The following is a 13,703-nucleotide window of genomic DNA, read 5'->3' on the forward strand; positions in this document are numbered from 1 at the left end:
GGTCTTCAACTCCCGCTCCGAAACTAGTTGTTGATCCCCCCAAATTCGCAGTCATGGGACCGCAGAAAAGACCGTATCACACGGCTGTAAGTCTTATGGTGCGCGTTTTGATCCGTTATCCAAGCGATGCCGATTCGAGCATTCCCCTGCCGGCCGTGCGCAGTTCACCGGGCCCACCTGGGATTTCGTCGGAGAGATGTGCACGGTCGGCAGGGTGGTGGCGTTCACCTGTCGGGGCCGGACCCACCTGCCCCTGCGACGCCCTCATCTGCGCAAATCGCTGAAGGAGCGGGCCGCCGCGGAAGCCGCCACCCCGGCGGAGATCATCCGCCGCGCTCTCGTCGAATACCTCGACCGGCATCCTGCCTGAGGTGGGGGTGTTTCGGTCGTGCGAGTGCCGGCAGCACCGTCATCGTTGGATGAGGGGGACCCGGTTACTGGTCCAGTCGCTATGCGGCTTGGGGTTGGTGGGTCGTGGTCCACCGTAGGGCGAACTCGGCTGAGTGCGTTCACAATCGAGACCGTGCTGAAGAAGTTCGACCTAGTGGAATGACCCTGTGCTGAGCAGCGGTTTCAACGCTTACGTAATTGCGAATTTTGCGAATATCGCTACCATGGGGACATGTCCACGAGCACTGTTCACCAGGCGATGAGGAAGGGGACGGTCCTTCCTCCCGCGGATATGCGTGAACTGCTGGACTTGTCGAAGTTCCTCGAGGAGCACGCGGAGCCGGCGGCACTGCTCGGCCCTGACGGTGAGCAGATCCCGCTGCCGATAGAGGTCTATGACGTCCTGGTGCGTGTTGTCGCGGCCATGCGCAAGCAGCGCGCAGTGACCATCGCACCGATCGAGCAGCGTCTGACGACGCAGGAGGCCGCAGACTTACTCGGCATCAGCCGGCCGACGCTGATCAAGCTCATCGAAGAGGGTGAGATGGCATGCGAGAAGCTCAGCGGTAGCCGTCACCGGCGCCTGCTGCTCAGCGATGTCCTCGACTATCAGAGCCGGCGCCGGGATCGCCAGAGCGACCTGCTGAGCAAGTTGACTCGCGACGCCGAGACAGACCAGCTCTACGACGTCCCCACGCAGCAGTACCGCGAGGCTGTCCGGCAGGCGCGGGCGGAACGCAACGCGTAGCGGTTCGAGTCGATGTCGGGGTTTCGCGCGGTACTCGATACCTGCGTATTGGTGCCCATCGTCAAGGCGGACCTCCTGCTGACGTTGGCAGTTCGCCAGGCATTCTTACCGCTGTGGAGCGAAGCCATCACGGATGAGTTGGCGCGAGCAATCGTGATCGCCAACCCCGGAACCTGTCCGCCGATGCTTTGGCCCGCCGCTCCGAGATGAGGGCGCGAGTGGCGACGGCCATGGAGACGACAACCGCAACCCACGACGAGACGTCTCCCCAGTGCATGCTCGGCAGCGTAGGGCAGCGCGCCGACAGGATCGTCGCACGCTGCCGATTGATGCACCGCTCCCCTGTCGGGTCTGTGCAGTATGGTCATGACACTTTTCGGCAGCGGAAAGCGGCGGCAGTGCCCCGTGAAGTGGTGGACTTCGAATCTGGGAAATTCCATCAACATCGTGCCACTCCGGGTTAATCCTCTTCTCTGAGGGTGCCGCGAAACGTGCGTTCTGGTCGGCCAGCTTCCAGCCATTCGTTATACGGTCGCTGCATATGACCGTACGTGCGAGTAATCTCAATGCCGCTGCGGCGATTTAGTGCCATCCCGACGAGTTCCATTGGCTGGAGGAACATCTCATCGAACGGCACGTCGATGGCCGGTCGCAGACGTTTTGCATCCTGGTTGGGGTCGCCGGGGGGCAAGGCCACCCAGGTCGCTTCGAGGGCGCGTCGGAAGGTCTCGCCGATGTAGTAGACGTAGCGCATGGTGCGGTGGATGTTGTCGTCGCCGGTGTAGGCGGCCCGCTCGTTGGGGTAGAGCTCCATGAGCTGGGCCTCGACGATTTCCAGACTTTCCCTGGTGTACATGATGTCACTGATTTCGGGCAGGTCATAGATGGGGAACTCGATGTCCATCACGGCTTCCTGCATCTTCAGCCAGCCCTGAAACCGCGTGTCGGACTGCGCCGCACGAAACGCTTTGGTCAGCTGAACCGGCACATACTCGAATGCCTTTCCCATAATTTCCTCCGTCAACCTATTCGATTCACCGTAAACTGGCCTGGATACAGTTCTTGCAGCCGTTGCAGGGCCGCGATCTCCGCCGGACTGTAGGCGTAGTTCGCGTTGAGGTTGTACGTGATATTCACATTTCGTTGGAGCGCTCGCTCATCGAGGACCAGTTGGTCGACGTCGAGGCGTCCGCTCTTGTTCTCGACGTATTCGCGAAGGTCGGGATTGGCGTAGTCCCACACCCTGCTGGGAACGACGTTGGGATCGCGGTATTGGCTGTGCCAGCCTTGCTCGGGCGTGTAGCCCATGATGTCGGCGGCGTACTTGTCGAACCAGTAGCCGTTCGCGGAGTTCTCTTTCAGTTGGTCGTACGCCTTGCTCCAGCGGTCGATGTCCCAGAGGCCGCCTCGGGCGCGATAGCGTTGCCAGGCTTCCCATTTGGCGCGGTCGAAGTAGCGGACAGTGGACTTGATGGTGCCGTCGGGGTTGCGTTCGAAGCCCTCCGCAGGGACCAGGCTGTTCTTGTCCAGGATCGCCTTCATCACCGACGAGAACAACGGCGAGAAGGTGTTGATCAGCGACGTGGTGGCCTGCAGTGCGCGGATCTGGGTGCGAACCCTGTTGCCCGTCTGCGCCAACCGCCAGCGGACGAACGCCACCTCGCCGCGGATCGACGCAGTGCCGGCGACCCTCGTCGCCAGGACCGAAACCAGCGCAGAACCCTCCAACTGCAAGGCGGTGCTTTCGACCTCGCGGGCGATGTTCTGTCGCATGGTCGTGGTGGCTGCGGCAAACGCTCGGGTAAGGGAGCTCAGCGACTGGGCGTCAGCCGCCAGCGCATCAGCCGGCGCGGTCACACTGGTGATCGCGGCGTAAAACGCCGTCGCATCCGGCAGCGAGGGGTCCGGTCGTTTGATCAGGTCGATGACGTCGGCGGCGGTGTCTCTGAGGCTGACGGAGAACTTGCCCCACGCATCCGCGGCGGTCCCCAGTTCATCGGTGTTCGCGTTCGGTGTCTCCTGGCCGACAGCTCCAGTCAAGCCGGGAATGATCTCCGTGAGTCCAGGACCATTGCGACCGACCGAACTCGGCAACGTCAGCGACGGCTGCGAAATCGCTGGTGAATGAGGAAGATTCACAGGCGCCGGGAGCTTGCCGCGCCCAGCGGTGAACTCCGCCCACGCATGATTGACCCCAGCCTGATACACCCGACCGGCCAACGCCGACCACGCACTGCACAGCGCGGTGATCCCGGAAATGGTCTCGGAGGCCGAGGCGTCAAACTTGGTTCCCCAGGCGGTCCCGATGTCGTCATTGCCGGCCATGTGATTGGCGGCTAACGCCGACGTACTGGCCACAATCCCGGCGTCCCCGGCGACCCTGGACGCGGCACGGCCCAAGACTTCAGCGGTGTGAAAATACCAGTCGGGATCGACCACCCACACGCCCATGCAGCAGGCCCGTGCTATTCGCCGGCCATGCGCAGGTTCATCGCCATCACACTGCGGTAGGCGTCCTCCGCATTCGCGGACCAGCCCTTGAACTCGTCCAGGGATTGTCTCATCGCACCGAGCGCCTCAATCCACTGCCGGTGCCGCTGCTGGTAGGCGGTTGCAGCGGTGCCATCCCAGGATGCTGACACCCGCTCGATCAAATCCTCGACTCGCTCCAAACTCTGCGCGCACACGTTGAGGTAGCGCTGCATCTGCAGCCCCAGTTCGCTGAGCGCCTCGACATCAACGGTGTAACCGCTCACGAGTCCGACCTCACCCAGACCGAACGCACCACCGCAGCACTGGTTTCATCCTGTTCCCCGTAAACCTGCACGCTGTAGGCGACCAAATCGGCGATCGTGTCGGCATCGCCGACGACGGCTTTGGCGGCGTCGTGAAACTCGACCCAATCACGGTCGAATGCCGACGCGGCAGCCCCACGCCACGAGATGCCGAGCACCGAATCGGCAGCGCACACCAACTGCCCAAGACCGTCAGCGAGTTCATCGGCGATCGATCGAAACTCACCGACCGCAGCCAACACCGAGTCCGCCTCGACACGCAGCACACCGCCACCAGTCGCATCCGCCATCGCAACACCCTTCGTGCCCACGCAGATTCGCATCCAGGACCGCGCGAATTCGCCAGTACGACGCCTCGACACGCTACACCGGTGTGCCGCCGAGTATCCGGAGGTGAGGATTGACTCTGCGCCTACGGCGCAACGCTCTCGCGTTTTTGCTGCGTGGACGCAGAGTCAACGCGGATTCCAATGGGTGGAGCTAAGGGGATTCGAACCCCTGACCCCCACACTGCCAGTGTGGTGCGCTACCAACTGCGCCATAGCCCCGCGATGTCGTGCTCATCGAAGTTACACCACGCCACCGGCTGTATTCAAAACGGCTGGTCAGCCTTCGGTTTCAGGCCGAATCCCGGGTTTGGTGCACCCCGTAGGGCACGGCGTCGACCAGTGTGACGGCCACGGTGGCCCCGCTGGGCACCTGATAGCTGCGCTGCTCCCCGGGCTTGGCGCCGACGATCGCCCGGCCCAGCGGTGACTCGCTGGAGTACACCTCCAGGTCACCGTGGTCGTCGCGGACACCCAGCAGGAAGGTCTCGGTGTCCCCGCCGTCGTCGTAGCGGACGGTCAGCACCATGCCGGGCTCGGCGACACCGTCATCCGGCGGGTCCTCCCCGACCACCGCGCTGGCCAGCAGCTCGTGGATCTGGTGCACCCGGGCCTGCCGGGCCTGCCGCTCGTCGTACTCGTCGGGTTCGGGCGCGGTGCGCAGCTCGGCCAGCTCGGCCTCCAGCCGGTCGCGGGCGTCCTGCGTCATCCAGACGCCGTTCGGTTCGGTCATGGGTCGTCTCCTCACACAACGGGGTTTGCTTGAATGCCAAGAAGTTTCAGCGCAGCGGGTCGAGTTCGCGCAGCACGGCGGATTGCTTGCCGGTGGTGATCTGCTCGGCCAGCAGCCGGCCGGTCACCGGGCCGTGCGTCATCCCCCACATGCCGTGCCCGCCGGCGACGTAGACGGCACCGGGGACCGCCTCCCCCACCACCGGGCGGCCGTCGGAGCTCACCGGGCGCGGACCCACCCACACGTCGGTCCGCTCATCCCAGCGCACCCCGTCGAGCAGTGGTCGGGTGGCGGTGACGATCGCCTCGACGCGGGCGGGGACGATCGGGTCGTCGGGGTCGCGGAACTCCATGGTCCCCGCCACCCGCAGCCCGCCGTCGATCGGCGTGCAGGCGACTCTGGTGTCGGGCAGGTAGATCGGACCGGTGACCGGGCCGTCCACCGGAACGGTGAACGAGTAGCCGCGCCCAGCCCGCACCGGAACCCGCACCCAGCGGCGCGTCAACCGGGACAGCCAGGCGCCGGTGGCGATCACCACGGCGTCCGCGGTCAGCACCCGCCCGTCGGCGCTGGTCACGCTCACCCCGCCGGCACCGGGCGTCACGTCGGCGACCTCGGTGATGTGCAGCGCGGCGCCGCGTTCCACCACGGCGCGGCCCAGCGCGGTGACGAACCGGCCCGGGTCCAGGTAGCGCTGGCCGTCGATCTGCACGGCGGCGCCGACCGCCTCCGATGCCAGCGGCACCCGTTCGCGCAGGGCGGCGCCGGTCAGTTCGGTGCGCAGCACCGGCAGGCTGTCCTCGGCGAACCGGCGCAGCTCGTCGAGCAGGCGCTGCGCGTCGGCGGAACTGCGGAAGATCGCGGTGATCGGCGCGTCGTGCAGCGCCGCGTCCACCCCGTTGGCGACCAGCACGTCGTAGGCCTCGATGCATTCCGCGCTCAGCGGCGCGTTCGCCCGCACCGCGCGGCGCCACGCCGAGCGTCGGCTGTGCGCGGCGAAGCTCAGCAGGAACGACCACATGCTCGGGCCGGCATTCCACGGGATCTGCAGCGGCGCAGCCGAACTCAGCAGTGACCGCAGGCCGTAGCGCACGTTGGCACCCTCGTTGAGCGGGATCGCCAGCGCCGGGGAGATCCAGCCGGCGTTGCCCCACGACGAGCCGGCCGCCACCCCAACCCGGTCGACGAGGGTGACCTGCACCCCGCGCTCCTGCAGGAACCAGGCAGTGGACAGCCCGACGATGCCGGCGCCCACCACGATCACCGACCGTGGTGTGCCGTCGACTCGATCGCCACCCATGCCTCCATGATGCGACGGTCCGGCCGGTCATGGTTTGACGAAGCCCGACAACGCTCCGGTCAGGGTTTGTCGGTTTCCGACAGTCCCAGTTCGATCATCATCGCGAACCGTTTGCGGGCGTCGTCCAGCGGCAGCGGGGTCACCTCGGCCATCTTGCGCAGCCGGTAGCGCACGGTGTTGTCGTGCACGCCGAGCCGCTCGGCGGCCTGCGCCGGATCGCCCTGGGCGTCCAACCAGGCCCGCAGCGTGTCCAGGTAGCGGGTGCCGTGCCGCAGGTCGTGGTTGCGCAGTTCGGCGACCGGCCCGCGCACCGGCACCCGCCCGGCCCGGGCCGCGGTCTGCAACCGCCGCAGCACGATCTCATCCCAGGATTCGTCGTAGGCCGGCGGCGGACCACCGGGTGGCCCGGCCTCGTGCAGCGCCAGGCATTCCTCGGCCTCCCGGCGGGCCGCGGTCAGTTCGTCGGCGGTCGCCGCCGCGCTGATCCCGGCGAGCACGGTCGCCTGCTCCGGCAGCGTCGACCGCAGGCCGGCCACCCAGCGCCGCGCCTGCTCGGCGTCCTCGGCCGGCAGCAGCGTGTAGACGGTGTTGGCGGCCAGCGCACTGCGACCGGGCCGCGACCACCCGAAGCCGGTGGTGACGGCCTCGAACGCCAGCAGCAGCGCGGCGTGCGGCTGGGCGGCGAGCCGGGTGTGCACGGCGATCACCCGCAGCGGGGTCTGCGGCAGCCCGAGGCGGGTCACCAGGCCGGCGGCGTCGGTGCAGTCGGCGCCGTCGAGCAGCCGGGTCACCCAGTCGGATTCGACCTGCCGCTCCAGGTCGGCGCTCGCCCGCGACCGCAGCATGTGCAGCGCGACGGTGCGGGCGCCGTCGGCCAGTGCGGCCAGCCGGTCTCCGGTCAGCGCCGTCGGGCAGGCCACCCACACCGCGCCGAGCAGTTCCCGGCCGGCCCGCACCGCCGCCACCATCCGCCCGGTCATCCCGTGGTCGGGGTCGGCGGCGACGAACAGCGGCTCGTCATGCTCGGTCAGATGCCGGAACACGCCGGCCTCCTCGAAAACGGCCCGCAGCGTCTCCGGCGCCTGCCGGCCCAGGATCGTCGCCGAGCGCGCCGGGTCGGCCTGCTGCTGCCCGCGGGAGTACGCCAGCACCCGGCAGTGCCGGTCCTCGATGGTGACCGCGCCGCCGACGGTGCCGGCCAGGCTGTCGGCGACGGCGAACAGATCCGTTGGGCCGCGGCCGGATTCGGTCTCCCGGCCTTCGAGTACCAGCCCGTAGACGACACCGGCCAGCTCACTCCAGGACACCGCCGGCTCGACGACCAGCACGGCCAGCGACTCACCCTCACCGGCGAACGCGGTGCGGTCCTCGAAGTCACGGACCAGCACCGCAACGGCTTTGGCGGCCACCGCCCAGCGGACCGCCTCCTTGACCGAGCGGGCGCCGACCGCCAGCAGCACGTCACCGACCACGACGCCGTCCTCGTGCAGTGCGACGCTGGCGAGTTCGGTGGTCCGCGGCGCCGAGCAGAAGCGCAGCCGCACCCCGTAGCCGCCGAGCACGTTGACCAGCCGGTCCAGTGTCACCATCAGGCCACGTCCCGGGCCGTCGAGTCGGTGGTGCGGGTCTCCGGCGCCAGCACCCAGCCGATGGCCGCCGTCAGCAGCACGGCGCCGCTGACCGCGAAACTCCATTCGAACGACAGGTGCTGGGCGATCTGGCCGACGGTCAGTGACCCGATGATCGAGCCGAGGTCGGCCATCATCTGGTAGGTGGCGACCGCGGTGCCGGCCCGCGCCTGGTTGCCGATGATGTCGGCGATGACGGCCTGCTGCGGCGCCCCGTACATGCCGGAGGCCAGGCCGGTCAGATACGCGGCGGCCAGAAACAGCGGCAGCGACGACGTCACCCCCAGCAGCGCGGTCGCCACGGCCGACACCGCCAGTCCGGCGATCAGCGGGCCGCGGCGGCCGATCCGGTCCGACAGGTGCCCGCTGGGCAGCACCGCGCAGACGTTGCCGATCGCGATCGTCGCCAGCGCCAGCCCGGCCACCGCCGCGCCGCGGCCCAGGATCTCGGTGACGAACAGCGGCACCAGCGCCACCCGCATCCCGAACACCGACCAGCCGGTGGCGAAGTTCGACAGCAGCGCCGACCGGTAGGCCCGGTGTGCCAGTGCGGTGCGCAGCGCGACGGTCGGCGCGCCCGTCGCCGCCGGTGCCGCCAACTCGGAGTTGCGCAGGCTGACGAACACCACCGTCGCCGACACCAGCAGCACGCTGCCGTAGATCAGGAACGGCGCACTCAACCCGAAACCAGCTGTGAGACTGCCCAATACCGGTCCGCAGACGGTACCCAGCAGGAAGGCGGTGGCGAACATGCCGGCGATCCGGCCGCGGGCGTCCGGCGGGCTGATCCGGATCATCAGACCCAGCGAGGCGATGAAGAACATCGTCGACCCGACCCCGGACAGCGCGCGGAACGCCAGCAGTTGCCAGTAGGTCTGGGCGAACGCGCACGCCGCGGTCGACGACGACACGATCAGCAGCCCGGCGACGTACACCCGCCGCTCCCCCAGTCGCTGCACCAGGATGCCGCTGCCCGGCGCGCAGCACAGCCGCATCAGGGCGAACGCGGTGATCACGAACGTCGCCGCGGAGATGCTCACCCCGAAGTGCCGGGCGTAGGCCGGCAGCACCGGCGACACCACCCCGTAGCCCAGGGCGATCAACGTGTTGGCGCCCATCAGCACCCAGATCTCCCGGGGCAATCCCAGCCAGCGGGATCGATCCGGCCGGGTGGTGGAGGTCACCCGCTAACTTTAGTCACCTGTCGTTCACCGAAGGGATTGCAATGCACTGGTACACCGGGAACTCCGGCTACGACACCGTCCTGGCCGCGGCGTTCGCGTTCGCGGCGCTGGTGATCATCGGCGGCTTCTTCGGACAGAGTTCCTACGGGCGCTTCTCGTCGAAGAAGCTCGGCTTCAACCTGAACCCGAAGTTCGGCTGGTGGCTGATGGAGATCCCGGCGACGGTCGTGTTCGCGGTCGCCTACCTGACCGGGCCGCACCGGTCCGCGGCCGCGCCACTGGTGCTCGCCGGAATGTGGTTGCTGCACTACGCCAACCGCGGCTGGTTCTTCCCGCTGGCGATCCGGCAGGTGCCCGGCAAACGGAACACGTTCAACGCCTCGGTGATCGTGATGGGCATGCTGGTGACGTCGATGCACGGCTACCTCAACGGCGCGCTGTTCAGCCACGACTACTTCGGGCAGTACACCGCCGGCTGGCTGACCGACCCCCGGTTCATCGTCGGGGTGGTGATCTACCTGGGCGGGTTTGCGCTGCTGGTCAGTTCGGAATCCATCGTGCGGAACCTGCGCGACAAGAACAATCCGGGTGCGGTGGAGTACCGGGTGCCGTTCGGCGGCGGCTTCCGGCTGGTCACCAGCCCGGCCTACCTGGGTGAGCTGATCGCCTGGACGGGGTTCACGATCTTCACCTGGGCGCTGCCGGGCCTCGTCATCCTGCTGATCACCGCCGGCAACCTGATCCCGCGGGCGCTCGCCACGCACGGCTGGTACCGGCAGAAGTTTCCCGACTACCCCGCCGAGCGCCGGGCGCTGATCCCCTACCTGGTCTGAGTCAGTCCGTCGACCAGTTCGCACGCCGCCTGCTGGACCTGCGCCAGATGCTCTGGGCCGCGGAAGGATTCGGCGTAGATCTTGTAGACGTCCTCGGTGCCCGACGGCCGGGCGGCGAACCAGGCGTCGGCGGTGGTGACCTTCAGCCCGCCCAGCTTCGCGCCGTTGCCGGGTGCGGTGGTGAGTTTCGCGGTGATCGGCTGCCCGGCCAGTTCGGTGGCCCGCACCTGATCGGCGGTGAGTGCCTTGAGCCGGGCCTTGAGTTCGGGGTCGGCGGGTGCGGTGATGCGGACGTAGGCCGGGGTGCCGTACCGCTGCGTCAGCCACCGGTAGCGCTGCGACGGGGTTTCGCCGGTGACGGCCAGGATCTCCGCGGCCAGCAACGCCAACTGGATGCCGTCCTTGTCGGTGGTCCAGACGCCGCCGTCACGCCGCAGGAACGCCGCCCCCGCCGACTCCTCGCCGCCGAACCCGAGCGTGCCGTCGCGCAGCCCGTCGACGAACCATTTGAAACCGACCGGCACCTCCACCAGCCGTCGCCCCAGCCCGTCGGCCACCCGGTCGATCAGTGACGAGCTGACGACGGTCTTGCCGACTGCGCACTGCGCGGGCCACGCCGCCCGGTGGCTGAACAGGTAGTCGATCGCCACCGCCAGATAGTGGTTCGGCGGCAGCAGCCCGGCGTCGGCGGTGACGATGCCGTGCCGGTCGGCGTCGGCGTCGTTGCCGGTCACCAGCTGGTAGCCGCCCGGGTCTCCGGCCAGCCGGTGCAGCACCCCGGCCATCGCATCCGGTGAGCTGCAGTCCATCCGGATCTTGCCGTCGGTGTCCAGGGTCATGAACCGCCAGGTGGCGTCCACCGTCGGGTTCAGCACGGTCAGGTCCAGCCGGTGCCGGTCGGCGATCGCCGCCCAGTAGTCCACGCTGGCACCGCCGAGCGGGTCGGCGCCGATCCGCACCCCCGCCGACCGGATCGCGTCGATGTCGATGACGTTCGGCAGGTCGTCGACGTAGCCGGTGAGGTAGTCGTGGCGTTCGGCGGCGCCCAGCGCGGCGGCCAGCGGGACGCGCCGGACCGCAGTGTCGCCGTCGCGCAGGATCTCGTTGGCGCGGGCGGCGATGGCCGCGGTGACGGTGTCGTCGGCGGGGCCGCCGTGCGGGGGGTTGTATTTGAAGCCGCCGTCGGCGGGCGGGTTGTGTGACGGGGTGACCACGATCCCGTCGGCGAGGCCTGCGGTGCGGCCGCGGTTGTGAGCCAGGATCGCGTGACTGACCGCCGGCGTCGGGGTGTAGCGCCCGGCGGCGTCGATCACGGTGACGACGCCGTTGCCGGCGAGCACCTGCAGCGCCGACGACCAGGCCGGCTCGGACAGCCCGTGGGTGTCGCGGCCGAGGAACAGCGGCCCGGTCACCCCGTGCGCGGCGCGGTGCTCGACGATGGCCTGCGTGATGGCCAGGATGTGCGATTCGTTGAACGCCCCGGTCAGCGCGGAGCCGCGATGCCCGGAGGTGCCGAACACCACCCGCTGGGCGGGATCATCTAGATCGGGTTCGACCGTGTAATACGCGGTCACCAGCTGCGCCAGGTCGATCAGGTCTTCGGGACGGGCCGGCTGGCCGGCACGCGGGTGGGCCACCATATCCGCCATTGTGGCGGCGGTGACGGGCGTGCCGCACGGGTTTGCTGTGAGCCGGGTCATTGCCCCGCCCCGGTAATCTCGAAGCCGGAGGCGTGAACATGAAAACAGTGCGCGACCAGGGTCAGATCACGAGCGTCGAAGGCGGCTGCGGGCCCGACGGGTTTGACGACCGGCCGGCGGCGCTGCGGCTGTGGGATCGGCGTGCGGCGTTCAAACCGTTCGCGGTGGCCGGGGTGGCCGCCGTGCTGATCGGCGGTGTGCTCGCCTCGGCGATCGCGGCGCCGGCACCCACCCGGCACGGGGTGTGGGCGGTCGCGTTCCTGGTGCTGGTGCTGGGCGCAGGTCAGTTGGCGCTGGGCGCGGGCGAGGTGCTGCTGGCGGCGCGCGCGCCGCGCACCGGCCTGCCGGCGGCGGTGGCGTTCAACGTCGCCGGCATCGCGATCCTGCTCGGCGTCGTCACCGACCACGTCCTGGTGTTCGACGCCGGCTCGCTGCTGCTGCTGGTGACGCTGGCGCTGCTGCTGTACGACGTGCGGGACAGCACCCGGCGCGGGTGGTGGCTGCGGCTCTACCGGCTGCTGATCGTGGTGCTGATCGTCAGCATCCCGATCGGGATGGGGCTGACCACCGTCGGCAAGGTGTGACCGGGGCTCGGCATGTGACCGAGGCTCGGCATGTGACCAGGGCTCAGCCCTTGGCCAGCAGCTTGGCGAGCACCGCGGCCTGCGAGCCCTCCACCTGCTTGGTGGCGGTGACCAGGGTGACGGTCTTGCCCCGGGTCATCTCACGCAGTTCCTCGAACGCCGCGCTGCCCTCGGGGGTCTGCAACTCCTGCTCGTAGCGGGTGACGAACTCGTCGAAGCGCTCCGGCTGATGGTTGTACCAACTGCGCAGATCCTTCGACGGCGCCGCGTTCTTGAACCAGCGCCCGACCCGTGGGTCTTCTCGATGGAATCCGCGCGGCCAGACCCGGTCCACACAGATGCGTTCACCGTCTTCCGGGCTGGGTTCGTCATAGACGCGGGCCACCCGGATCTTGGTTTTCAGTGCCATACCCCAGCGTATCGCCGATATCGGAGTTCAGCCACGGCCCGCCAGACCCCCGGATGCGGTGGCGCGATCAGTCGATCTCGCGCCGCGAGGCTGACAACTTGCTGAAAACTGAATAATTCAGAGTTCAGTATTCACTTATTTTGCACTCGGTTCGCCCCTAGTTAGCCACTCAGGACTCTGCTACCTTCGGGTGACATTTCTCATGTTCATGCCAGGGTGTGATGCGCGGACGACGGTTGCGCCTGCCCTCTGGCCGACCCGATAAGGAACACGTGTGGGTGGTCAGCACAGGGCGAACGGCAACCGTCAATCGGCTGACGCCAAGGTCAGAGGTGCTCGCCGGGTCGCCGGTGCCACCACCGCGGTCGGCGCGTTCCTGGCGTTCGGCCTCGCCCCACTGACATCGGCCCCGGCCGCGCACGCCGACGGGGAGTTCGACTGGCTGACCGAAATGTTGGAACCGGCCACCACATCAGTCAGCACGAACGATCTTGGCGAGTTCTCAGGACCTGTGGTCGACTCCGGCGGCTGGCTCAGCCCACTCAGTCCGCTCAGTCCGGGGGACGACCTCTCCGGCTCCGCCGCGTCCACCAGCGACGCCGGCATCTTCGCCGAACTGCTCACCTCCTTCTACACGCCGATGCACGACAGCATCGAGGCCTGGATTCAGAGCTCGACCGGTCAGACCGTGGATGCCGCGATCAACGCCCTGGTCGGCTCGCACATGATCGGCGACGGCACCGCCGGTACCGCCGCTGACCCGAACGGCGGCGCAGCGGGCTGGCTGTTCGGCGACGGCGGGGCCGGCTACGACGGCGGCGGCGGTGACGGCGGGGCCGCCGGATTCTTCGGCAACGGCGGCGACGGCGGCACCGGCGCGGCCGGCGGGGTCGGTGGCACCGGCGGTGCGGGCGGCACATTCATGGGCTTCGGCGGTGACGGCGGCGCCGGCGGGGTCGGTGCAACCGGCGCAGTCGGCGGCACCGGCGGGACCGGCGGCGACGGGATCGGCTGGTTCCTCAGCGCCGGCGGCACGGGCGGCGTGGGCGGCACCGGCGGGATCGGTGCGGTCG

The 13,703-nt window shown here is 68.5% G+C and carries 15 protein-coding genes and 1 tRNA gene; 5 read left to right on the forward strand and 11 right to left on the reverse strand.

Annotation, left to right across the window (positions count from 1 at the left end):
• Window positions 1-214 precede the first annotated feature (214 nt).
• Window positions 215-370 (forward strand): hypothetical protein, encoded by a 156-nt coding sequence (locus KIH27_RS10600; protein WP_214092911.1) that lies wholly within the window; start codon window positions 215-217, stop codon window positions 368-370.
• Between the two features lie 252 nt (window positions 371-622).
• Window positions 623-1,138: a helix-turn-helix domain-containing protein gene (locus KIH27_RS10605; protein ID WP_214092912.1), complete on the forward strand. Its 516-nt coding sequence runs from the start codon at window positions 623-625 to the stop codon at window positions 1,136-1,138.
• A 460-nt stretch (window positions 1,139-1,598) separates the two neighbouring features.
• Here the strand turns inward: KIH27_RS10605 and KIH27_RS10610 are convergent, their stop codons facing one another.
• The 9 genes from KIH27_RS10610 to KIH27_RS10650 form a co-directional block, all read right to left on the reverse strand.
• Window positions 1,599-2,147 (reverse strand): hypothetical protein, encoded by a 549-nt coding sequence (locus KIH27_RS10610; RefSeq protein WP_214092913.1) that lies wholly within the window; start codon window positions 2,145-2,147, stop codon window positions 1,599-1,601.
• A gap of 11 nt (window positions 2,148-2,158) precedes the next feature.
• Window positions 2,159-3,577, reverse strand: coding sequence for a hypothetical protein (locus tag KIH27_RS10615; RefSeq protein WP_214092914.1), 1,419 nt, complete (start codon window positions 3,575-3,577; stop codon window positions 2,159-2,161).
• Window positions 3,578-3,603: 26 nt separating this feature from the next.
• Window positions 3,604-3,894 carry a WXG100 family type VII secretion target gene (locus tag KIH27_RS10620; RefSeq protein ID WP_214092915.1) on the reverse strand — a complete coding sequence of 97 codons (291 nt, stop codon included), beginning with the start codon at window positions 3,892-3,894 and terminating at the stop codon, window positions 3,604-3,606.
• Window positions 3,891-4,244 carry a WXG100 family type VII secretion target gene (locus tag KIH27_RS10625; RefSeq protein WP_214092916.1) on the reverse strand — a complete coding sequence of 118 codons (354 nt, stop codon included), beginning with the start codon at window positions 4,242-4,244 and terminating at the stop codon, window positions 3,891-3,893. The genes KIH27_RS10620 and KIH27_RS10625 overlap by 4 nt, the downstream gene beginning before the upstream one ends.
• 164 nt (window positions 4,245-4,408) lie before the next feature.
• A tRNA-Ala gene (locus KIH27_RS10630) sits at window positions 4,409-4,481 on the reverse strand.
• A 70-nt stretch (window positions 4,482-4,551) separates the two neighbouring features.
• Window positions 4,552-4,992 (reverse strand): GreA/GreB family elongation factor, encoded by a 441-nt coding sequence (locus KIH27_RS10635; protein WP_214092917.1) that lies wholly within the window; start codon window positions 4,990-4,992, stop codon window positions 4,552-4,554.
• Window positions 4,993-5,038: 46 nt separating this feature from the next.
• Window positions 5,039-6,292 (reverse strand): NAD(P)/FAD-dependent oxidoreductase, encoded by a 1,254-nt coding sequence (locus KIH27_RS10640; protein ID WP_214092918.1) that lies wholly within the window; start codon window positions 6,290-6,292, stop codon window positions 5,039-5,041.
• Between the two features lie 59 nt (window positions 6,293-6,351).
• Entirely contained in the window at window positions 6,352-7,881 is a 1,530-nt protein-coding gene (locus KIH27_RS10645) for a PucR family transcriptional regulator (RefSeq protein ID WP_214092919.1), read from the reverse strand.
• On the reverse strand, window positions 7,881-9,104 hold the full coding sequence (locus tag KIH27_RS10650; protein ID WP_307856841.1) for an MFS transporter: 1,224 nt from the start codon (window positions 9,102-9,104) through the stop codon (window positions 7,881-7,883). Before KIH27_RS10650 ends, KIH27_RS10645 begins: the two co-directional genes overlap by 1 nt.
• 41 nt (window positions 9,105-9,145) lie before the next feature.
• Here KIH27_RS10650 and KIH27_RS10655 point away from each other — a divergent pair, with 41 nt between their 5' ends.
• Window positions 9,146-9,937, forward strand: a complete 792-nt coding sequence (locus tag KIH27_RS10655; protein ID WP_214092920.1) for a phosphatidylethanolamine N-methyltransferase family domain-containing protein — start codon at window positions 9,146-9,148, stop codon at window positions 9,935-9,937.
• On the opposite strand, the gene pgm is transcribed toward KIH27_RS10655, so the two are convergent.
• Window positions 9,925-11,577, reverse strand: a complete 1,653-nt coding sequence (pgm, locus tag KIH27_RS10660) for a phosphoglucomutase (alpha-D-glucose-1,6-bisphosphate-dependent) (protein WP_214092921.1) — start codon at window positions 11,575-11,577, stop codon at window positions 9,925-9,927. The two genes, KIH27_RS10655 and pgm, sit on opposite strands and share 13 nt — an antisense overlap.
• A 98-nt stretch (window positions 11,578-11,675) precedes the next feature.
• Here pgm and KIH27_RS10665 point away from each other — a divergent pair, with 98 nt between their 5' ends.
• Entirely contained in the window at window positions 11,676-12,221 is a 546-nt protein-coding gene (locus KIH27_RS10665) for a hypothetical protein (RefSeq protein WP_214092922.1), read from the forward strand.
• A gap of 43 nt (window positions 12,222-12,264) precedes the next feature.
• Here KIH27_RS10665 and KIH27_RS10670 read toward each other — a convergent pair whose 3' ends face one another.
• Complete coding sequence (locus tag KIH27_RS10670; protein ID WP_214092923.1) at window positions 12,265-12,630, reverse strand: DUF488 domain-containing protein; 366 nt, start codon at window positions 12,628-12,630, stop codon at window positions 12,265-12,267.
• A 274-nt stretch (window positions 12,631-12,904) separates the two neighbouring features.
• On the opposite strand from KIH27_RS10670, the gene KIH27_RS22980 reads away from it, so the two are divergent.
• On the forward strand, window positions 12,905-13,703 hold a 799-nt coding region (locus KIH27_RS22980), incomplete at its 3' end, for a PGRS repeat-containing protein (protein WP_372451348.1).

This window comes from Mycolicibacter acidiphilus, from assembly GCF_018455725.1.
Classification (GTDB): domain Bacteria; phylum Actinomycetota; class Actinomycetes; order Mycobacteriales; family Mycobacteriaceae; genus Mycobacterium; species Mycobacterium acidiphilum.